Origin of the sequence: Dictyobacter aurantiacus (assembly GCF_003967515.1) — a bacterium.
GTDB lineage: Bacteria > Chloroflexota > Ktedonobacteria > Ktedonobacterales > Ktedonobacteraceae > Dictyobacter > Dictyobacter aurantiacus.
In genome coordinates this window covers 4,830,310-4,850,558 of the sequence record NZ_BIFQ01000001.1, presented here as the reverse complement: position 1 = coordinate 4,850,558, position 20,249 = coordinate 4,830,310, and the positions used below count along the sequence as shown (strand labels likewise).

The 20,249-nt window shown below is 57.2% G+C and carries 17 protein-coding genes and 2 tRNA genes; 12 read left to right on the top strand and 7 right to left on the bottom strand.

Going from position 1 to position 20,249, the window contains the following annotated elements; translation table 11 throughout:
* Positions 1 to 34: 34 nt before the first annotated feature.
* Together KTT_RS19485 and rpsP are read right to left on the bottom strand one after the other, a co-directional pair.
* On the bottom strand, positions 35 to 265 hold the full coding sequence (locus tag KTT_RS19485; protein WP_126597586.1) for a KH domain-containing protein: 231 nt from the start codon (positions 263 to 265) through the stop codon (positions 35 to 37).
* Positions 266 to 318: 53 nt separating this feature from the next.
* Entirely contained in the window at positions 319 to 612 is a 294-nt protein-coding gene (gene rpsP, locus KTT_RS19480; RefSeq protein ID WP_126597585.1) for a 30S ribosomal protein S16, read from the bottom strand.
* A 699-nt stretch (positions 613 to 1,311) separates the two neighbouring features.
* Between rpsP and KTT_RS19475 the strand changes: the two genes are divergently transcribed.
* The 5 genes from KTT_RS19475 (at position 1,312) to KTT_RS19455 (ending at position 7,406) form a co-directional block, all read left to right on the top strand.
* The gene (locus KTT_RS19475) at positions 1,312 to 2,364 is read left to right on the top strand and encodes an NAD(P)-dependent alcohol dehydrogenase (RefSeq protein ID WP_126599738.1); all 1,053 of its coding nucleotides are present in this window, start codon (positions 1,312 to 1,314) and stop codon (positions 2,362 to 2,364) included.
* Between the two features lie 545 nt (positions 2,365 to 2,909).
* The gene (gene pyk, locus KTT_RS19470; RefSeq protein WP_126597584.1) at positions 2,910 to 4,361 is read left to right on the top strand and encodes a pyruvate kinase; all 1,452 of its coding nucleotides are present in this window, start codon (positions 2,910 to 2,912) and stop codon (positions 4,359 to 4,361) included.
* A gap of 282 nt (positions 4,362 to 4,643) precedes the next feature.
* Complete coding sequence (locus tag KTT_RS19465) at positions 4,644 to 5,504, top strand: RNA polymerase sigma factor (protein ID WP_126597583.1); 861 nt, start codon at positions 4,644 to 4,646, stop codon at positions 5,502 to 5,504.
* Between the two features lie 110 nt (positions 5,505 to 5,614).
* Complete coding sequence (gene larC2, locus KTT_RS19460) at positions 5,615 to 6,820, top strand: nickel pincer cofactor biosynthesis protein LarC2 (RefSeq protein ID WP_126597582.1); 1,206 nt, start codon at positions 5,615 to 5,617, stop codon at positions 6,818 to 6,820.
* A gap of 34 nt (positions 6,821 to 6,854) precedes the next feature.
* Positions 6,855 to 7,406: a DnaJ family domain-containing protein gene (locus KTT_RS19455; protein WP_126597581.1), complete on the top strand. Its 552-nt coding sequence runs from the start codon at positions 6,855 to 6,857 to the stop codon at positions 7,404 to 7,406.
* 69 nt (positions 7,407 to 7,475) lie between these two features.
* Here KTT_RS19455 and KTT_RS19450 read toward each other — a convergent pair whose 3' ends face one another.
* Both KTT_RS19450 and KTT_RS19445 read right to left on the bottom strand, forming a co-directional pair.
* Complete coding sequence (locus KTT_RS19450; RefSeq protein ID WP_126597580.1) at positions 7,476 to 7,856, bottom strand: hypothetical protein; 381 nt, start codon at positions 7,854 to 7,856, stop codon at positions 7,476 to 7,478.
* Positions 7,857 to 7,991: 135 nt separating this feature from the next.
* Entirely contained in the window at positions 7,992 to 8,714 is a 723-nt protein-coding gene (locus tag KTT_RS19445) for a hypothetical protein (RefSeq protein WP_126597579.1), read from the bottom strand.
* A 968-nt stretch (positions 8,715 to 9,682) separates the two neighbouring features.
* On the opposite strand from KTT_RS19445, the gene KTT_RS19440 reads away from it, so the two are divergent.
* A complete protein-coding gene (locus tag KTT_RS19440) occupies positions 9,683 to 9,958 on the top strand; it encodes a hypothetical protein (protein WP_126597578.1) in 276 nt (91 codons plus the stop codon).
* Between the two features lie 120 nt (positions 9,959 to 10,078).
* Here the strand turns inward: KTT_RS19440 and KTT_RS19435 are convergent.
* Positions 10,079 to 10,150, bottom strand: a tRNA-Thr gene (locus KTT_RS19435).
* Positions 10,151 to 10,511: 361 nt separating this feature from the next.
* Here KTT_RS19435 and KTT_RS19430 point away from each other — a divergent pair.
* The 4 genes from KTT_RS19430 (at position 10,512) to KTT_RS19415 (ending at position 17,112) form a co-directional block, all read left to right on the top strand.
* Positions 10,512 to 11,126: an XTP/dITP diphosphatase gene (locus tag KTT_RS19430; RefSeq protein WP_126597577.1), complete on the top strand. Its 615-nt coding sequence runs from the start codon at positions 10,512 to 10,514 to the stop codon at positions 11,124 to 11,126.
* A gap of 56 nt (positions 11,127 to 11,182) precedes the next feature.
* Complete coding sequence (locus KTT_RS19425; protein WP_126597576.1) at positions 11,183 to 14,245, top strand: exonuclease domain-containing protein; 3,063 nt, start codon at positions 11,183 to 11,185, stop codon at positions 14,243 to 14,245.
* A gap of 154 nt (positions 14,246 to 14,399) precedes the next feature.
* Complete coding sequence (locus KTT_RS19420) at positions 14,400 to 16,574, top strand: molybdopterin-containing oxidoreductase family protein (protein ID WP_235845769.1); 2,175 nt, start codon at positions 14,400 to 14,402, stop codon at positions 16,572 to 16,574.
* A gap of 181 nt (positions 16,575 to 16,755) precedes the next feature.
* Complete coding sequence (locus KTT_RS19415; RefSeq protein WP_126597574.1) at positions 16,756 to 17,112, top strand: hypothetical protein; 357 nt, start codon at positions 16,756 to 16,758, stop codon at positions 17,110 to 17,112.
* Position 17,113: 1 nt separating this feature from the next.
* Here the strand turns inward: KTT_RS19415 and KTT_RS19410 are convergent, their stop codons facing one another.
* Positions 17,114 to 17,875, bottom strand: a complete 762-nt coding sequence (locus tag KTT_RS19410; protein ID WP_126597573.1) for a PspA/IM30 family protein — start codon at positions 17,873 to 17,875, stop codon at positions 17,114 to 17,116.
* A gap of 208 nt (positions 17,876 to 18,083) precedes the next feature.
* On the opposite strand from KTT_RS19410, the gene KTT_RS19405 reads away from it, so the two are divergent.
* Positions 18,084 to 18,156 (top strand) — tRNA-Gly (locus KTT_RS19405).
* Between the two features lie 42 nt (positions 18,157 to 18,198).
* On the opposite strand, the gene KTT_RS19400 is transcribed toward KTT_RS19405, so the two are convergent.
* Complete coding sequence (locus KTT_RS19400; RefSeq protein ID WP_126597572.1) at positions 18,199 to 19,551, bottom strand: spinster family MFS transporter; 1,353 nt, start codon at positions 19,549 to 19,551, stop codon at positions 18,199 to 18,201.
* Positions 19,552 to 19,898: 347 nt separating this feature from the next.
* Here KTT_RS19400 and KTT_RS19395 point away from each other — a divergent pair, with 347 nt between their 5' ends.
* Entirely contained in the window at positions 19,899 to 20,240 is a 342-nt protein-coding gene (locus tag KTT_RS19395; protein ID WP_218030927.1) for a hypothetical protein, read from the top strand.
* Positions 20,241 to 20,249: the final 9 nt, after the last annotated feature.

Genomic DNA, 20,249 nt, shown 5'->3' with positions numbered 1-20,249 from the left:
TATTTCTGTCTGACCAGCCTGAGAAAGACTCTGGTTATTGAATCTCAAGTGAGGTATGACGACCTTCACGGGTGCCGCCCGCGCGTAGCAGTGTACGCATCGCTTTGGCGACACGCCCCTGGCGACCAATCACTTTACCAAAGTCATCGGCCCCCACGTGCAATTCAAGCACGAGTGCGTTACGATCGTTGCGAACTTCACGCACCTGAACGGCGGAAGGGTCGTCCACCAATGACTGAGCTACATACTCAATCAATTTCCGCATATAGTATCCTTACTTCAGATACAACCTGGCCGATGCCAGTAAGCGGACGCTACTTATTCAGCGGCAGGAGCAGCTTTAGCAGCGGCCTTTTCTTGTGTGAAACGGTCAAGGATGCCAGCGCGCTTGAGGAGCAGAGTAACGGACTCTGTGGGTTGCGCACCGTTTTTCAACCAGCTGAGAGCTTTTTCCTCGTTGATGTTGATGGCGGAGGGCTCGACGCGTGGGTTGTACCAACCGATATTCTCGATAATGCGGCCATCACGAGGAGAGCGTGCATCAGCGACCACAACACGATAGCTAGGGGCTTTCTTCATCCCTGTACGTTTTAAACGAATTTTGACAGTCATGCTTTATTAATTCCACCTCTGCCCCACACAAAGGGGGCTGTATTTTCAGCAGCGCCACGTTTTCACAGCACATAATAGTGGCTCTAAATTACGGCTTGATTAGAATAGCACGCTGCCGCGAAATTGTCAATGTTGCGTGTTGCGCCTGATTTTTGGGCCTGCGGCGCTGGGGCTTTCCCCGCCTTCGGCGGGGAGAAGGAGAGAAAGGGATGTTGGGGACTTGAGCATGCTCCCAGCATGCTCGCCCACACCCCGGCAGGAGGGGCTCGTCGCCCCTCCTGCACCTCCCCTTAGGAGCCGTGGAAAAGGGGAGAGAAGGAGGGATGTTGGGGACTTGAGCATGCTCCCAGCATGCTCGCCCACACCCCGGCAGGAGAGCTTGCCGCCCTCCTGCACCTCCTGCCTGGATGCGCCGACGGTAATTTTGAAGGCCCCCGACAGGAGGGCTCGCCGCCCTCCGGCACCTTCAGCAGAGTTTTTTGTTTTGTGAGGGGATAGGGATGAGCTGTGATGGGGATGAGAGGGGGTGGATGTATGCTGGATAGTGGGAAGGTAGATCGGGGGGTGTTATGGGGAGGGGTGAGGAGATATCTGTCTTCCAGGGAGAGAGCCTTGGTAGTCGATCAGGAGAAGTTGCCTATTCAAACGATATGTTAGCAGTTCCAGGCTGAGGCCATTATGCAAGGGAGGGATTATATGATGAAGGCGTTTGTCATGAAAGCGATTGGTCAGGTAGGAATTGTAGAGAAGCCTGTTCCCCGGCCGGGTCCGGATGATGCAATCGTCAGGACGACGAAGGCGCTTATTTGCACCTCGGACTCGCATACAGTTGGCGGCGCCATTGGTCCACGCGAGAACTTGACATTGGGGCACGAGGCGGTGGGTATCGTCCACGAAGTTGGCAGCAATGTCAGGCTCTTCAAACCAGGAGATCGGGTAGTGGTAGGCGCCATTACGCCTGATTGGGGTGATCTGGCGTCGCAGGCGGGGCATTCTTCTCAATCCAATGGGCCACTAGGTGGCTGGAAGTTCTCCAATACCAAGGATGGCGTCTTCGCCGAGTACTTTCACGTCAACGAGGCCGATGCTAATATGGCGCTTATCCCGGATAGTGTGCCCGATGAGATGGCGGTCTACTGCGCCGATATGCTCTCAACCGGCTTTATGGGGGCTGAAAATGGCAACATCCCCATCGGGGGAACGGTCGCGGTCTTCGCAGAGGGTCCAGTAGGATTGATGGCAACTGTGGGGGCAAGGTTGCGCGGCGCCGGATTGGTAATCGGCGTCGAGTCGGTTCCCCGCAGGCAAGAACTGGCGCGTACCTATGGGGCCGATGTCATCGTAGACTTCACCAAAGAAGACGCGGTGCAGCACATCCTTGATCTGACGAATGGGCAGGGCGTAGACACCGCCATTGAGGCGCTGGGATCAGATATCACCTTCCAGAACGCCATCAAGGTCACCAAAGCTGGTGGCACCATCTCCAACATTGGTTACCACGGACACGGTGATTATGTGCACATCCCGCGCATCGAATGGGGCGTCGGCATGGCGGAAAAGACTATCACTACTGGCCTGTGCACCGGTGGACGGCTACGCATGGAACGGCTGCTGCGCGTCCTGGAGACAAAGCGCGTTGATCCAACGCTCATGACGACCCACACGTTCTCGTTCGACCAGGTGGAGGGGGCCTTCGAGATTATGGATAAAAAGCTTGATGGTGTCATCAAGCCGCTCATTGTCTTCGTTTGATGAGAAGCCAATTTCCCCTATGGTGCCGCCCTGCGGGCGGCGCCATAGGGAAAGAGAAGGCCAGGGGAGACCCCTGGACCCCCCACAGGGGCTAGCCGCCCCTGGGAACCCCGCTCAACTTACAGGGGCTAACCGCCTCTGGGAACCTCACTCAACTTACAGGGGTTGGGTATCCCTGGGAACCCCGCTCAACTTACTGGGGTTGGGCATCCCTGGGAACCCCGCTCAACTCACAGGGGTTGGGCATCCCTGGGAACCCCGCTCAACTTACAGGGGTTGGGCATCCCTGGGAACCCCGCTCAACTTTTTTTCGGATTTTTGAAAAATCTGGGATGGCTCATAGGCCTTTTATTTCCCCCACACAGCTCTGCTTGAATATAGACTTCATGGACATGTTGTCCAGCCATCAAGGATGCTATAATGCTGGCAGAATGGCTGAAATGTTCGATGGCGAACGCTCAATAGAGAAAGCATCGTAAAGCTATCATGGATGATCGCAACTGACGCCCGGAAGGGACAAAAAAGCAAAAAGGATAGTTTAGAACATGCGTAGAACCAAGATTGTATGTACCATAGGACCAGCCACCAATAGTGAGGAGAGACTAGAGGAGCTGATGCGGGCCGGGATGAATGTGGCACGGCTCAATTTCTCACATGGTACACACCAGGAACATGCCGTCGTCATCGAACGGATACGCTCCGTTTCTAACCGTTTGCGTTGCCCCATCGCTATTTTACAGGATTTGCAGGGACCCAAAATCCGAACTGGCTCGCTACAGGATAAGAAACCCGTTATGCTGGTCGATAACGCGGAGGTCACCATTACCAGCCGCGATGTGCCGGGGACAGCGGAGATCATCTCTACCACCTATCAACAGCTTCCCGGTGATGTACAGCCAGGTGACCGCATCCTGCTCAACGATGGTCTGCTGGAGCTGCGCGTGCTGGATAAAAACGCTACCGATGTGCGCTGCCAGGTGGTGCATGGGGGTCCGCTGGGAGAACATAAGGGCATCAACCTGCCAGGGGTGGCGGTCAGCGCACCCGCCTTGACCGAGAAGGATCGCGAGGATCTACGCTTTGGCATCGAGCACGATGTTGATTATGTGGCCCTCAGCTTTGTGCGCAAGCCAGAGGACATCCTTGAGGCCAAGAAATTCATCCACGAACTCCAGTTGCAGCAGAATGGGAACTACAAGAAGCATCCTTTGCCGATCCCTCTGATCGCTAAGCTTGAGAAGCCGGAGGCTATCGCCCGCCTGGATGAGATTCTTGAGGTGACCGACGGCGTCATGATCGCGCGCGGCGACCTGGGCGTCGAGATGGCCCCCGAAAAGGTTCCCATGATCCAGAAGCACATCATCGCCAGGTGCAATGAACTGGGGCTACCGGTGATTACCGCCACGCAGATGTTAGAATCGATGATCACCAATCCACGCCCCACCAGGGCCGAAGTCAACGACGTCTCAAACGCCGTCCTGGACAAGACCGACCTGGTCATGCTCAGCGCCGAAACGGCCACCGGAGCCTATCCAATTGAAGCGGTCAAGATGATGGTCCGCATCGCCCAGGAGACTGAGGCGGGCAATCGCACGGCGCAGCAGCCCAGACACCAGCGGCTCACGCAGGCGCGGGCCGTCAGCCATGCCGCGCGCGCCCTCTCCGAGGAGGTGAGCGTCAAGGCCATCGTCGTCTTTACCCGCACCGGCAACACGGCACACCTGATCTCCAAGGACCGTCCTCGCGTCCCCATCCTGGCCTATACCCCCTCGGAAAGGGTACGGCGCCAACTTGCCCTCTGCTGGGGTGTCAGTTCACACTGCATCGAGCTGACGGGCACTACTGAAGAGCTGATCGAGGCCGTTGAACATCGCCTCATCGAAGATCAGCTGGTTCAGCAAGGCGAATACGTGGTCATCATGGGAGGGCTGCCCGTTGCCAGCCGGGCCCGCACCAACTTCGTCAAGCTCCACCGCGTCCAGGCCGCCGACGAATAAGAAGAATCGGCTCTAATGAGAAAGCAAACGGGATGGGGGATGCGCAGTGCGCATCCCCCATCCCGTTTGCTTTCTCATTAGAGCATGGAAAAATATCCTTATGTCATTTCCGCTTTTTGGGAAACTCCAGGTACTATATATAAGATGGATTAAGTGTGCTAATAGATATTGACGTTTTTCATGGCACCGATATATAGTAGCGCACATGAGATTTTTATGGGTACTGATGCATAATACATTCTTTTTTATGCGTAAATAGTTTGAGGGAAACAGGTGGAAGTAGTGGGGATATCCCGTAAAAAATATAGTATTGATATTGAACAGCGGCGCCTGCATATCATTAAGATATTCAATGAATTGCCCGTGTATGACTCATTGGAGTTCTGGCGCGTCGTCGAACGATCAGAGTTACCGCGCGAAGTGCTGGTTAAGTCTTTGCGTTTCGCTCGTCGCCAACAGGATCACGCAGGGAGCCGGCGTATCGCTGAGGTAATCATGGCGGGCACGCTGGCGAAAAACGAGCGGTGGGCCAATGGCGTGGTGCAAAAATGCTATGGATTGGGATGGGATGAGCAGCGGAATATGGGCTTAGATTTATGCTCAGATTTAAATGAAGCAATCTTAAAAGCCATCTTCGATCCCCTACGCCACTTCTGGGAAGAAAACTTTATCCACTGTGTGCGCTATGAACGCATGCACGTCTATCACTCGTTTATGCTGCGCGAGGGACGGCTCAGCACAGCCCACGTCGAGAAGGGGCGCCGCATTCCTCGCCGCCTGCTGTTAAGCCTGGATCATGTGTCTCCATGTATTGACTATATGCATAACCCCCTGGATATTGAAGATGAGCAAGCCTATCTGATGCTGCGCTCAATTGATTCCAGCGTGGTGATTGAGGTTGTCAGCCGGCTCCCTGAGCGCCTGCGGTCCGTGGTGCTGTTGATCTACTGGGCCGACAAGACGGAAAAGGACGCGGCGCGGGCATTAGGAATCTCCGACCGTACCGTGCGCAATCGCCTGCATGACGCCATCCATACCCTTTCGGCTAGCCTCGCTCACGAGCAGAATCGCGTCACGTATTCACCGGCTATAAGCAAGCTACAGGCAGACATAAACGAACTGTGCCACCAGGAAAATGTATGATACATTCTATGTATAAATGCGTATGATCAAAACGAGCGAGGAAAAATCGGCCGCAAGGGCCGAACCTACGGTGGTCTTTGCCTGTTTTAAACCAGAATGGATGGATTTTTATGGATACCATTGCCTATATCGATTGCTCAATGGGGGTGAGTGGCGATCTCCTGTTGAGCGCGCTGGTGGATGCCGGTCTGCCGCTGGCCAGCCTGAGGGAGGCCCTGGCGCGGATGTTCCCTGACGCCGAGGCGTATCAGATAGAATCAGTCAAAGCACAGGGACAGGGAACCCGGATCTTTATAAAGAGCGGGGAGAGCGAGGCGCGGTATTCTCTGTCTGAATGGGAGGGTCGTTTACAGGCTGACCATCTACGCGATGAGGTGCTGACGTGTCTGCGCGGACTGGTGGAGGCCGAGGCGACCGTCTCGGCGGTCCCTATCGAGTCCATTCGCGTGCCATCCTCTACGCTGTATGAGATGCTGGCCGTACTGGCGGGCCTGCGGGAACTGGCCCCTGGCGGCGTCTTTGCTTCTCCCCTGCCCCTCACCAGCGGCGTAGTGGAGAAGGAACAGCAATTCGTGCCCGTCCTCTCACCGGTGACGCTGGAGGTGCTACGGCGGTCACCGGCGCTCTGGCAATCCAGCGTCCTGCCGGAAGAACTGGTGACGCCGATCGCCGCCGCCGTGCTGGCGATCCACGCGCGCTTCGATCCTCCCACCATGTCTATTGAACGGACCGCCTATGGCCTGGGAGCGGCTGGACGTAACTGGCCCGGCGCGCTACGCATGTGTTTTGGCCAGCCAGCGTCGACCGGTGGCGAATCGGCCACCAGTGGAGCAGTAACCGGGCAACCGGCCGACAGCGATTGGGTGGCCGTGATCGAGACCCATCTTGATACCATGACCGGTGAACTGCTGGGCGGTCTGATGGAACGGCTCTTTAGCGCCGGTGCGCTGGATGTCACCTACACCCCAATTCAAATGAAAAAGAATCGTCCCGCCACCCTGCTGACTGTGATGTGCGCGCCCGAGCTCGGCGAGCCACTGGCCCTGCTCTTGCTGCGTGAGACGACCACGCTCGGCGTCAGGATACAGCACATTCGCCGTCTCAAGGCGCAGCGCGCACAGGTACGCATCGACACCGAGCTGGGTCCGATGCTGGTCAAGGTCAAGCGCCTGGGTGGAGAGCTGATCCAGGCCGCGCCCGAGTACGAGGAGTGCCAGCGTGTAGCGAAGGCGCACAATATTCCGCTATCCGCCGCCTATGAGGTTGCCCGCAGCGCCATCAAACGCGTTATAATAGATAGAGAAAGAAAGGAATAAAGACATCTCTATATAAGGAACGAGAGAGTGGTGTATGAAATTTGTCGATTGGCGCAAGAAAGCAGAGCAACCAGGCGTAGATGCTGAGGGGCAGCAGCGTTCTACCTATCGCGGACGACGCATGGGAGACTACGTAGAAGAAATGATTCGCCAGGCGCAGGAGCGCGGGGAATTTGAGAATCTGAAGGGGATGGGGAAGCCGCTTCAGCTGGATATGTCAGCCAGGGATGAGAACAGCATGGCTAACAAGCTCCTGAAGGATAATGGCTTTGTGCCCTTAGAGATTGAGCTGCAGAGGCAGATCGACACCGACCTGGAGCGGACCACACAAAAGATTCAGTATCTAATCTCGCAGCATCAGCGCCTGACCACGCGCAGGCTGGCTCCCTTTGAAAGCGAGAAGCGCCGCTTCAATGCCGCCGTAGAGAAGGCCGCCGCTGAATACGACGAGGCTCTGCGCCGCATCAACAGCAAGATCTTAACCCTCAATGTCTCAACACCTTCCGCCATGCACAGGCCCATTCTGAAGGTAGACAAAATGGTAGAAGAGTTCCGCCAGCGCTGCCCCCTGTTCGATCTCAAATAGCCGTTCGCGACAGGTGCTTTGGCGTGCATGGGAAAGGAACAGGCGCCCACGAGGGGCGCATCCACATCATCAGTCGCTACTCTGTTTGTCCGAACCTTTTTTGGGGCCTGTTCCCTGCTTGCCTTCCAGGATGTCTGGCATTTTCGCCAGGGCTTTGACAAGCGCGGGAGCCAATTCTTCCGCCAGCACCGGGGCCAGCGCCTCCGCCAGCGCGGGAGCCAGCGCCTCCGCGAGGACGATCGTTTCCAGGGATGCCTCCGAAGTCGCCTTTGCCTTTTCCTCTGGTTTCAATGAAGCCATATAAGCCTCCGCCAGGGCCGCCGTAATCTTATCCTCACCGCGCGATGAAGATTTTTGATAGGAAGCACCACCAATCAGCTCTTTGATAAGTGCTTCGACTATCGGATCTATGGTGCTCTGACCGGCCGATTGTCCGGGGTTAGTTTTCACGATCATGCTTCCCTTTCATCATCTCTAAGGTGCGCGCTTTTCCATACCACAAATAAAAAGAGTACACTCGGACACCCGAGAGGGGGCGCGTTACATCCTGAAAGACAGGACGCCCCCCCCGGGTGCCACGTGACACTAGACGGTCTGCTTCTCGCGCTCCTCGCGGCGGACGGAGGCCAGGGCAGCCAGCACGACAGGATTGATACCCTCTTCTTCGCGCTCCTCGCGACGGGCCATCAGGGTGGCGAGCACTACCGGGCTGATGCCGAAGCCCTCTTCACCCTCTTCCTTTTCAGCACGGCGGCGCGCCATCAAAGCGGCCAGCACGATTGGATTGATGCCGCCTCTGCGCTCACGACGGCGCGCCAGCAGGGTCGCCAGTACGATCGGGGTGATGCCGAAACCCTCTTCGCCCTCTTCCTTTTCAGCACGGCGGCGCGCCAGCAGGGTCGCCAGCACGATCGGGCTAATGCCCTCGGACTCCTCATGCTCGCGGCGGCGCGCCAGCAGGGTCGCCAGCACGATCGGGCTAATGCCAAAGCCCTCTTCCTTTTCACCACGACGCGCCATCAAGGCAGCCAGCAGCAGCGGATGCTGAATACCTTCGCCCTCTTCTCGCTCGCGGCGGCGGCCCATCAAGGCAGCCAGCAGCAACGGATGCTGAATACCTTCGCCCTCTTCCTTCTCCTCGCGGCGAGCCAGCAGGCTGGCCAGCAGCAACGGATGCTGAATGCCATCGACTTCTTCGCGCTCCTCGCGACGAGCCATCAACGCAGCTAAAATGAGGGGCATGCCTTCGACCGCACGCTCTTTGCCAGCCTGTCCACGAACTTCTTCGCGTACCGATGTAGTAGCCATGAAATTTTCCTTTCGATATCATTTGTCTCTATCTGGACAATCCCTTTGACTGTCTTACTCTCGTTGAGGGTACATATATATGCGTAAAAGCGATGTCACTTGTACACTCGTCGTCATTATAAAAAGCACTAAGAAGCCACATCTTTCAATTTTGTCATGGAGGTACATCGATCTACGATGTGAGCGTGTCTGACTCCCGTCATGCTGGGGGTGCGTGAGTGTTCCCGCACGGGCGTCCGCTACGCGGCCGCACTGGTTTTGTATGTTAGTGCATCGGGTGCGCGGATGCGCACCCGATGCACTAACATACAAAGAGGTGGTGAGCTCACCGAAATCAAAAACTCATGAGGAAAGAAGGCGTACACGACGGAAGTCAGGCACGTTCAGAGAGCGTCTCTGACTTCCGTCATGTTGGGGGTACGTGAGCCCCCCGCACGTGTGTCCGCTGCGCGGCCGCGCTGGTTGTGTGTTGGTGCATGGGATGCGCGAATGCGCATCCCATGCACCAACACACAACGGACTCGTGAGCACCGTAGGTGCGAAAGTTCAGGAGTGCCGCAGGCGATGATCATGAGTGTAAGACACGTTCTAATATCGTGTGGTCAATTAGCATAAACGGGACGAACAGGTACCCGTTCCAGAGGACGGAGGCATCCTGGAAACATACATTTTTCTATTGCAGAAATAACGGTATGGCGATCAGGCCATGCCCTGCATAGCCAATTTTTGCTATCGCACCTTATTCGGGGCAGGCTGGCAATGAGCCCCTGCATATGAAGATCACGGTAATATGAAGCACCGCGATCGACTATATATCAACGCGGCCACTTGTTATACTATTCACAGGCTCATACTTCCGCCAATTGCCACCTACCTTTATCGTTACTGCATTTTTTTACTATATCGTTGCTGGAGATAAGATAGATAGCATTATATATATGCCCAAATGTGATCTGGAGGAAAGATCAATGCAGGACAGAACGTATCAACAAGCTATAGAGGATTTGAGAGACAGAATCTCTGATGATTTTCAATCATCGGTCAACCACATGCTTGTGCATCGCACCACCGCCACGGACGCTACCCTTAACATCCAGGATGAAGGTGTACGCACCGTCGTCACCGACGCCCTGATAGCCGGCCAGATCCTGACCCTGCTCACCCTGATGAGAGATCTGTGCATGGTCGACGAGGAGCAACACCGCGAGTTTACCGCCTACCTCCTACGCTCCCTGACCTCCTGAGGCCAGCCGTCAGCTACTCGCCGCATTCAGGATTACCATGCTGACACAGTAAGGATAAAAAATAAGACCAGCATAAACCCGCTTTTGAAGCGGCATTATGCTGGTCTTAGGCATCAAAAAAGCCGATGGTCGGAATTGAACCGACGACCGACGCTTTACGAAAGCGTTGCTCTACCCCTGAGCTACATCGGCTGGGTATTGTTATGAGAAGCTGGCTTCGTGTGCCGCGTTTCTCTTAACACTGCGGATTATACATGTAAACCAGTACTATGTCAAGCATTTTTTTGCGATTTTTCTGCGCTCCTCAAGAATGCGCGAAAAATACCACGAGGGGCTTGATCGTGGGGGTACGGGGTCGCTGCGCGACAAAGCCGGGGCAAGCCCGGTTGAGGATGCCGGGGGCATCCTCGCCTACGGCGAAACACCGTTATGGTGTGAAGGTGTGGGATGTACGCCGGGCGTACGTCCTTACACCCTCTTTTTTCTCGACAACTCTACTGTCTTATGGTAGAATGGTGGCAATGTTTCGGTTCCGCCTAGTTTGGAGTCTTATATGCGCGCCCTATTGGTAGCAACCACAAATCGTCATAAGTTGGAAGAGTATCGAGCAATCTTTGCGAACCTACCATATGAATTGCTTTCGCTCAACGATCTTCATATCGATTTTGATGTTGAGGAGACCGGAACGACTTTTCAAGAAAACGCAGAATTAAAAGCCCTGGCATATGCACGTGCTTCGGGGACACTCTCTCTCGCTGATGACTCTGGTTTGGAAATCGATGCACTGGGCGGCGCTCCAGGCGTTTATTCAGCACGTTTTGCTGGCGTAGATACCCCCTACGAGAAACGCTTCCCTATTCTCTTTGATCGCTTACGCGGTGTACCACCGGAGAAGCGGACCGCTCGCTTTACATGTGTGATTACCATCGCTGAACCTTCGGGCTATCATCAGAGTGTTGAAGGGTCGATCGAAGGTCTGATCACTGACCCCCCTCGTGGTACCAATGGCTTTGGCTATGATCCGATCTTCCTGGTTCCAGAATTGGGGAAGACGACCGCCGAAATTGAGCCAGAGCACAAAAATAGCATCAGCCATCGTGGGCAGGCCGCATTGAAAGCCCGGGCCTTGCTCGAACACTGGCCGCCATCCCCTTCCTCTCCAAAATAGTGCCGGGGATGATATTTATTGAAAGTAGCCGAGAGAGAGATGAGGACCGATAATCTATGGCGAAACGATCTGCCATTCGTGTTGCCCTTGATCTAGAAACGACTGGCTTACATCCCGAGCAAGATACTATTCTTGAGGTTGCCGCCGTCAAGTTTCAGGGGACCGAAATAATCGATACATTAGAGACTTTTGTAGCCCCCGGTCGCTCGATTCCCTATCGCGTACAACGCCTGACCGGCATCAAGCCTGAGCACCTGGCTGGCGCGCCTCCTTTTTCCGCTGTGGCAAACAAATTGCAGTACTTCCTTGGCGATCTCCCTATTGTCGGACATAGCATCCCGTTTGATGCGGGATTTTTGCGCATGCGCGGCATCGCGCGTACTAATCCGCTTATCGATACTTTTGAACTGGCAACTGTACTACTGCCGTCGCTGGTCAGCTATAACCTGGGGCAGGTGGCCGAGGCGCTGGGGGTACGTGTGCCGCACGATCGGCACCGCGCTATGGTTGATACCGTGCTGGCGATGGAGGTCTTTAATGCCCTGCATCAGCGCCTGCAGGCGGTGGACCTGGATGTGCTGAACGACCTGGCCAATCTGGATGCGCCGCGTTCATGGCCGCTGCTGCACTTTTTTCGCCAGGAGCTGCGCGATCGGCAGGAACGCGATGGCGTGGTTGGCAGGCTCGCGCGTGGCAGCCTGGGCGATCGCTTCGCCTCTCAACTGGGCATGGATCCACGCGTGCTCTCGTTCGCGGTTGGACGCCAGCAGGACGCCGAGGAGTCGCCCGCCGCTGACGCGATGCCGGTCGTCGATGTGCCCGTTGAGACCCCGGCCGTGCGCGGCAACGAGGTTGCGCGCCAGGCCATTCTTAGCTCGCTGGAGCAGCGTGAGCCGCTGCTGCTGGAACTGACGCTGGGCGGGCACGACTATACAGCGGCCCTGCTGGCGGCACTGGAGTGGCTGGATACACCTCCTTCCGCCGACACCAACGCCGAAAATGAAACTGAAGCGCATGGTCCGCGCAGGCTGGTTATCGCCTGCGCCAATCAGCAGAGCGCGCGGCGCCTGATCGATACGACGCTGCCCCTGCTGCAGCAGAAGATGAGATCGCATCATTCTGTGGCCTACCTGGCAGAGCACGGGGGCTATCTGTGTACCCATCGCTGGTTCGGGGCCGCCATGCGGCGCACCAGCGGAGAGCTGACAGCCGAACAGGCACGAGGGCTGGCCAAGCTGCGCCTATGGACGCATGAGACGCTGCAGGGTGACCGTAGCGAGCTGACACTGCTGCAGCAAGAGATTACGGCCTGGGATCGCATCTCATCGAGCTTCGAGCAGAGGCGGTCGGTCGATGAGCGCTTCGAGAAAACGTATCAGCGCTGTACTTATCGCCGCAAGGGATATTGCTTTGTGAGCCTGGCGGAGGAGCGTGTGCGGGCGGCCAGCATCGTGGTGACGACGCATGCCGGCCTGTTTGATGATCTCTCATTGCGGCAGCCGCTACTGGCCGACATTGATCGGCGCCTGATACTGGATGCTGATCTGATTGAGGAAGAGAATATCCGCTGGGGCGGCTCCGAGTTCGATCAGTTGCAGGTTCTGCGGGTCCTCAATACCATCGGCGCCGAGCTGGCCGATGGACGCTATCAGGGTCTGCTGGCCCTGGCGGCGCCCTCGCTGCGTGACAATGGTCCCGGCGGGCTGTCCACCACACCGACCGTGCCAAAATCAGAGCTGGATCAGCGGCTGTTACAGTGGTTTCAGACGCTGCGCCAGGCACGCATGGCCGTGGGGCGTCTCTTTCTGGCCTTTAACAGCCTGATTGATGAGTCCGTCCAGCTGCATGGACGCGACAAGGGTCGGGGGCAAGCGCGAGGTCATGAGCAGCGACCCGATCAGCCGTTGCGGCTGACGAATCATATACGCCAGCTGGGCGCGTGGAACGAGGTGGAACAGGCGTGGCAACAGGTGGAGCAGCGCCTGCGCTCGGTCATCGAGCTGGCTAATGATGCCGAGCGGCGCATCCTGGCCCGGCAGAGCAATCGCCGCCGCCAGGATCAGGGAAGCGGAGAGGATACGTCGGTGGCCTCTGAGCTGGTGGCGGCCGCCTATCAACTGAACGAGCAACTGCAGATGGTGAAGCAGGCCATGTCACTGGGAGAAGGGGATTCTGTCTACTGGCTGCGCATGCCGCCGACCCCTCCCACGGCGGCCCAGCAGCACGCGGCCAGAAAGGTCGCCGAGCCCGGATCCAGCGCGATCTCTATCGAGCCCGCGCCAGTCCTCTATTCGCAGCTCATACATACGTCCGGCATGCTGAAGCGGTTGTTGCTCAAGGAGCGGGCCAGTACGATCTTCGCCGGCACCGCCTTTTCTGTGGATGGCACATTCACCTTCGCGCGCCAGCGCCTGGGGCTCGACCAGGATTCGGTAGCCGTCTGCTCGGCGGTCTTTGAACACCAGGAGCAGACACTGCTATATCTGCCAAACGATGTGCCGGAGCCCAATGCTCCCCAATATCAGCGCCACCTGGATGACACGCTGGTGAACCTGGCTACGGCCCTTGAGGGGCAGGTGGTGGCCCTCTTCACATCGCATGCCGCGTTGCGCAGCACCTATACCGCGATTAAACCTATCCTTGAGGCGCGTAACATCCTCGTTCTGGGACAGGGGGCCGATGGCTCCCCGCGCCAGCTGTGGCAGGTCTTCCAGTCGCAGGAGCGGGTGGTGATCCTGGGGACGGGCAGCTTCTGGGATAATGCCGACGAGATCGTGCGTTCCCCGGCCTGCCTGTTTATTTCCCGCCTGCCCATGCCGGTGCTGAATGATCCCCCGATGGCGGCGCGGGCCGAACAATATTCCGACCAGCTGCGTCAGCTAACCGTGCCGATCGCGACCCTGAGGGTCAATCGGGCCATCAACCGCTTTATGTGGGGAGATGGCAGGCGCAACGCGGTGGTCCTCTTCGACCGGCGCGTCACTTCGAAAGAGTACGGATCGACCGTCCTGCATAGCCTGCCGCGCAGCTCGCAGCGCCATGCCGCCGCCTCTTTGATGCCCGATGCTATACTGGATTGGTTGACTGGCGAGGGAGCCTGGGAAGAGCATCCGGGATAATGAGGAGGCCGAGTCGGCCGGGAACGGGGTCGCTTCGCGACAAGCCGGGGCAAGCCCGGCACCTACGGGGAGGCATTTTCGTGCAGGGTGGGCATTTTCGTGCGGGGAGAGATAATCGGACGCGAGGTCCGAACGTATGAAAGAGAGTATGTCGGTGAGAGTATCTGGAGAGAGAGAGAAGGGGGGGCGCGGTCTGCGCGTGGTTTATGGGGCTTGTCCCCATGATTGCCCCGATACGTGTGCGTTGGAGACGCATGTGGATGAGAGCGGGCGCGCGGTCAGCGTGCGGGGACGATCGAATCATCCGGTGACGCGCGGCTGGCTGTGCGCCAAGGTCAATCGCTACCTGGAGCGCGTCTATCACCCGGAGCGGGTGCTGTATCCTTTGCGCCGCAGCGGTCCCAGGGGGAGCGGCCAGTTTACGCGTATTTCCTGGGATGAGGCGCTGGCGGAGATTTCTGAGCGCTGGCGGCAGATTATCGATCAGCATGGCGCGGAATGTATTTTACCCTACAGCTACGCGGGGACGCTGGGCCTGGTGCAGGGTGGCGTGACCGATGCCCGCTTCTGGAATCGCCTGGGCGCCAGCCAGCTGGTGCGCTCAATCTGTGGCTATGCCGCCGAAGAGGCCGTGATGCTGACCATCGGTGGACGCCTGGCCCCATCGCCCGAGGATGTGGTGCACAGTAAATTGATCCTGATCTGGGGCAGCAATCCCGCCAGCACGGCTCCCCACGTGGTCCCCTTCCTGCGCGAGGCGCAGCGGAAGGGCGCGCGCGTCGTGGTGATCGATCCCATTCGCACGCTGACCGCGCGCTCGGCGGATCAGCATATCCAGCCCCTACCCGGTACGGACGCCGCCCTGGCCCTGTCGATGATGCATGTGATAGTGAGCGAGGGACTGCACAATGAGGCATGGATTGAGCAGCATACCGTCGGCTGGGAGCAGCTGCGGGAGCGCATCATGCAGTATCCGCCCGAACGAGGCGCGGCCATTACGGGACTGGCCCGCGAGACGATTGTGGAGCTGGCTCGCGCCTATGCCACGACGAAGCCGGCCATGCTGCGTATCTCCGATGGCATCAACCGGCATACCAACGGCGGCCAGACAATACGCGCCCTCGCCAGCCTGCCGGCCGTGCTGGGACAATATGGCGTACGCGGCGGTGGCCTGATGTACAGTACCAGCGACTGGCTGAAGTGGGATAAGGCGGCCCTTGGGCATGCGCACGAGGAGAGCTGTCCCCCCCCCACCCGCAGCCTGAACATGAACCGCCTGGGCGCCGTCCTGACCGGCGAGGCCGATCCCCCGGTCTACTCGCTCTATGTCTACAACAGCAATCCGGCGGCCTCCACACCCAACTCCGGCAAGGTGATTGAGGGACTGCTGCGCGAGGATCTCTTCACGGTGGTTCACGATCTGTTCGAGACCGACACTGCGCGCTACGCCGATATTATCCTGCCGGCGACCAGCCAGCTGGAGCAGGTTGACCTGCACAAACCATACGGTCACCTGTCCCTGCAATATAATACGCCAGCAATTAAGCCACTGGGCGAGGCGCGCTGCAACTGGGACGTCATGCGCTCACTGGCGGCGGCCATGGGCTTCGAGGAGCCGTGGCTGCAACAGGACGCCGAGTCCGTGATCGCAGAGGTGCTGGCGGCGACCGCCGGCAAACAGCCCACCCTGCAGGGCATCACGCTAGAACGCCTGCAAGCCGAAGGCTCGATCCCGCTGTCCATCCCCGAGAACGAGCGGGTACCATTCCAGGATGGCGTGTTCCGCACGCCCTCACAGAAGGTCGAATTCTATTCCGAGCAGGCGCAGGCCAAAGGCTATGATCCCGTACCCGACTGGGTGCCCGAGGTCGAGACGCGCCCGGCGACAGCGCGGATCGCGGGCAAAGACGAGCTATTGCCCCTGCTCAATCCAGCGGCCCACCACTTTATCAGCTCGACCTTCGCCAATCAGCCAACGCTGATCGCCAAGGAGCGCACGCCCACCCTGCGCATCAATCCGGAGGACGCGAAGGTACGCGGCATTCGCAGCGGGCAGATGGTCAAGGTCAGCAATGAACGCGGCTGGTGTCATCTCGTAGCGGAAGTCTCGGAAGATGTACGCCCGGGTGTCCTGGCCACCACCACCGTCTGGTGGCCAAAGTTCAGCCCCGACCGGCGCAACGTCAACTGGACCACCTCTGACCGCCTGGCCGACTTCAACGGGGGCAGCACCTTCTACACCAACCTCGTTTCCGTCGAGTCCGTAGAACACAACGAAACAGAAGACTCCCCACACGAAAACGCCGTCGGCGTCTTCGTTTCCCGATAACCCACCCAACCCCATAGGTTCGGACCTCGCGCCCGATTAATCGGACGCGAGGTCCGAACCTATGGGGTTGCGGGGGGATGTTGGGAGACCGTTGGTCCATTTTATTTGACGGGTTTTATGCTCTATGTTACCATAACTTTAAAAGATTTTTTGAGACCTGCCATTTATGAGGAGTGTCGAAATGAACTTATATGAGCAGTTATTGGTGGTGAGAGAGCGGCTCGAGGGTATTGGGGCGCATGATGATAGCATGGACCTGGTAGAGAAACTGTTGAAGAAGGCTGAAGCCGCTAGAAATGACCGCACGAGTATCTCTCAGGTACAGGTGCTACGTCACATGTTGCGCATGCCTGAAACACTGGATAACTACAACGTCTACAACGATCTACAGGAGTTGATCAGCGAGCGCGACGAGACTGAGATCGCGGCGCGCGAAGATGCCGCTCCCGCTGCCTATATAGATACCGAGCGTCGCCCAAAGCCCAAATCGTACTATAGAGACAAGGCGCGTAAGGAAAAAGAACAGAAGAAGGGCTAGACTACATTTCAGTAGCTGGCCCTTTAATTTGTTTGTGTTGAGCATCGGGACCTTCAAGCTGCAGCTGTTGCTTTAATGCCTGCAATTGTGCCTCCACATTTTGCTCGGCGGCAATCTGCTGCAGCTCGCGGTCAAGCGTATCGCCGCTGCCGGCCCCGAGGAGTCCCTGCTCACCAAGCGTGCCTTGCTCGATCAGGGTATCCATGGCGTTGGCACGTGCCTGCATATCCAGGACTTTGTTCTGGGCACGCTGCATGGCCAGGTTCATCTCGGTCATCTCCTGCGAGATACCGGTGACCGCCTCGTTGATCTTCACCTGCGCCTGGGCCGCGCTATACTGCGCCTTGACCATTTCCTTCTGCGTACGGAACGTCTCGACGCGCGCTGAGACGGTCCGCTCCATCGTAATCAACTTCTCTTCCTGGGCCTTGAGCTGCGCGATCTGCTGCTCGTAGCCATTCAACTGCACGATCAGGGTCTCTTTGCGCTGCAGCGCCATGCGCGCCAGATCTTCCCGGTTGGCACGCAGCGCCTGCTGGGCCTGGAAATCGAGCTTGTTCAACTTCTCCTGCAGCTGCGACTGCTGCAATTCTAAGCGTTTCTCCTGGGTGACCACGTCGGCGACCGAGCGTCTGAGCTGCTGCAACTGCTCCAACTGCTTATTGTAGGAATAATCCATCACCTGTCCGGGATCTTCAGCCTTGTCGAGGGCGGCGCTGGCCCGGATCTGGAACAGGTTGGCGAGGCGAGAGAAAAGCCCCATAACATCCTCCTGACATCGATAAGTGTTGATAATTTCGAGCCTGATTTCTGATACGTACACTATACGCCTGAAGAAGAGTTTCGTTGCTTTTTATTTTTATCATACCATAGTTGACGCGTTTTCTGTCCATGACAGAAATTCAGCAATAAAAAGCTTGACAACACCTCGTCGATCGGCTATAATTCGTCTTGTCAGTGACAATGACAGCGCGGGTTTGGTGTAGTGGCTAACATGCAACTTTCCCAAAGTTGAGATCACGGGTTCGATCCCCGTAACCCGCTTCAAAAAAAGCAAGCCGCCTACTCAGTAGGCGGCTTCTTTTATTACCTGGTGGATGATTCTTCGTCGCGCCGGTTGACACGCCTATGCGCCCGCTGAATATCGCCCGCCACCGTTTTGACGCCGATGAGGCAGATCAGGCCCGCCAGCAGCAGGCAGGTGGGACCCGTGATCTGCAGCGCGAAGCCAAGCGAGTTTGTGCTATCGCTGATGGCGCCCACGATCAGTGGTGAGGCCGCATCGCCTAGCAGGTGTCCCAGTAAAAGCGCCAGGCCGACCGCCGTGGAGCGAATATTGGGGACCGTGATATCCTGGATGATGGCCTGGATCGGACCCAGGCAGAGGCTCAGGCAGACGATCGCCAGGGCAAAGACGGCGATGAAGGCCGATAGAGAATGCATGTTCATGGCGATCCAGGTCAGGGGCGCGCCGGCCAGGAAGGCTACGGCGGTGATAATCATACGCCCCTGCGGTAACCGTCGCTGCAGGAAGTCCGCCAGCCAGCCGCCGATCAGGGTACCAACGAGACTGCCACCGGCCAGCACGCCGCCCGAGACCGTACCGGCCCTGGCCACGCTTAGTTGAAACTCGCGGTGCAGGAAGGTTGGTATCCAGGAGAGCGCGGCCCCGATAATGAAGAAGCTACAGATGAAGGCGGCGACCAGCACCCAGTAAGTGGGCGTCTTCGAGAGTTGCCGCACGACCTGCAGGATGTTGCCGCCGATGCTGCCGTGAGCGGCGGCCGCCCCATCGTCGCCCTCGTCCTCCCCCTCGACATCAAAGGCGCCACGCTTCGGCTCGACCGCGCGCCAGATAAAGAAGGCGGCCAGCAGGCCCGGCAGACCAACGATGTAGAAGACCCAGCGCCATCCCAGTGCTTCCGCCAGGATGCCACCCATGATCAGTCCCAGCGCGGTCCCGATCAGATTGCCGACCGACCAGACCGAGAGCATGAAGCCGCGCCGCTCTTTATTGAAATAGTCACCGATCAGCGATACCGATGCCGGCGCATAGCCAGCCTCGCCGATCCCCAGGATCGAGCGTGTCAGAAAGAGCTGGATAAAGTTGTGGGTCAGGCCGCTCAACGCCGTCGCCACACTCCAGATCCCCACGCAGGCCGCGACGATATTCTTACGAATACCGCGATCCGCCCAGATACCGATCGGCAGCGTCGCCAATCCATAGATAAACAAAAACGAAGAGTTCAGCAATCCCAGTTCCACATCAGTCAGGTGAAAATCATGTTGAATAGTAACCTGTACCGCCGCCAGAATCGAACGATCCGTATAATTGAGAATATTTATAATTAATAGAATAATAAACGCGAAACGGGCCTGCGCAGGGGTCGGTCGCGCCAGGCGTCGCTGCTTACGCTCAGAGGAAGTCGCCGTATCCATCAATGGGCATCCTTTATCTGTTTTTCATAACGTGGCAGTTCAGTCAAAAAAAAGTCATCAATAAGAAGCTACGTAATTGTCAGGTCTTATGTTGTATATTGTACAGCGTTTTCCATAAATTCAACGTCATCCATAGGCCTTTTCAGCCATATCAATAAACTTCACCTCGTAGGAGCACCATTCCGAAACTTTATGGCAGGGTTAGAACGTATAGAAAGTGATGAGCATATGTTGTATAACATAACTATGAGTTTTATTCTATCCATCGCCCTGCTGGCTGGTATTTTCATACATATATTGGTTTTCGGACTCATCGAGAACGAAGGAAAGATGCAAAGGAGTGTATCATGTTAGTTCTTGCAGATGGAGTAACCATCACCATCGGTCATAACGTGTGGTCCTTTGGTATGAACGTCATCATGTACATCATTATCGCCGCCATCGTTGGCATCGTTGCGGAAATGATCGTAGGCTGGCGCGTACCGTTCGGCATTATCGGCGCGATTATCGTCGGAGTCATCGGTGCGTGGTTGATGACCAACGTCATCACCATCTCCGGTGTAGGAGACATCTACCTCTTCGGCGTCCCGATTATTCGCGCCCTGATCGGCGCTATCATCCTGATCGCCATCTGGCACCTGATCACAGGCGGCGTTCGTGGTCGTCGGCGCCGCTACCGCGCCGCTTAAACGGTTCGC

Coding starts and splice junctions, on each gene's coding strand:
- KTT_RS19425 (WP_126597576.1), top strand. CDS start 11,183: ATGGCGAAACGATCTGCCATTCGTGTTGCCCTTGATCTAGAAACGACT.
- KTT_RS19485 (WP_126597586.1), bottom strand. CDS start 265: ATGCGGAAATTGATTGAGTATGTAGCTCAGTCATTGGTGGACGACCCT.
- pyk (WP_126597584.1), top strand. CDS start 2,910: ATGCGTAGAACCAAGATTGTATGTACCATAGGACCAGCCACCAATAGT.
- KTT_RS19455 (WP_126597581.1), top strand. CDS start 6,855: ATGAAATTTGTCGATTGGCGCAAGAAAGCAGAGCAACCAGGCGTAGAT.
- KTT_RS19430 (WP_126597577.1), top strand. CDS start 10,512: ATGCGCGCCCTATTGGTAGCAACCACAAATCGTCATAAGTTGGAAGAG.
- KTT_RS19410 (WP_126597573.1), bottom strand. CDS start 17,875: ATGGGGCTTTTCTCTCGCCTCGCCAACCTGTTCCAGATCCGGGCCAGC.
- KTT_RS19415 (WP_126597574.1), top strand. CDS start 16,756: ATGAACTTATATGAGCAGTTATTGGTGGTGAGAGAGCGGCTCGAGGGT.
- larC2 (WP_126597582.1), top strand. CDS start 5,615: ATGGATACCATTGCCTATATCGATTGCTCAATGGGGGTGAGTGGCGAT.
- KTT_RS19395 (WP_218030927.1), top strand. CDS start 19,899: ATGTTAGTTCTTGCAGATGGAGTAACCATCACCATCGGTCATAACGTG.
- KTT_RS19440 (WP_126597578.1), top strand. CDS start 9,683: ATGCAGGACAGAACGTATCAACAAGCTATAGAGGATTTGAGAGACAGA.
- rpsP (WP_126597585.1), bottom strand. CDS start 612: ATGACTGTCAAAATTCGTTTAAAACGTACAGGGATGAAGAAAGCCCCT.
- KTT_RS19400 (WP_126597572.1), bottom strand. CDS start 19,551: ATGGATACGGCGACTTCCTCTGAGCGTAAGCAGCGACGCCTGGCGCGA.
- KTT_RS19445 (WP_126597579.1), bottom strand. CDS start 8,714: ATGGCTACTACATCGGTACGCGAAGAAGTTCGTGGACAGGCTGGCAAA.
- KTT_RS19475 (WP_126599738.1), top strand. CDS start 1,312: ATGAAGGCGTTTGTCATGAAAGCGATTGGTCAGGTAGGAATTGTAGAG.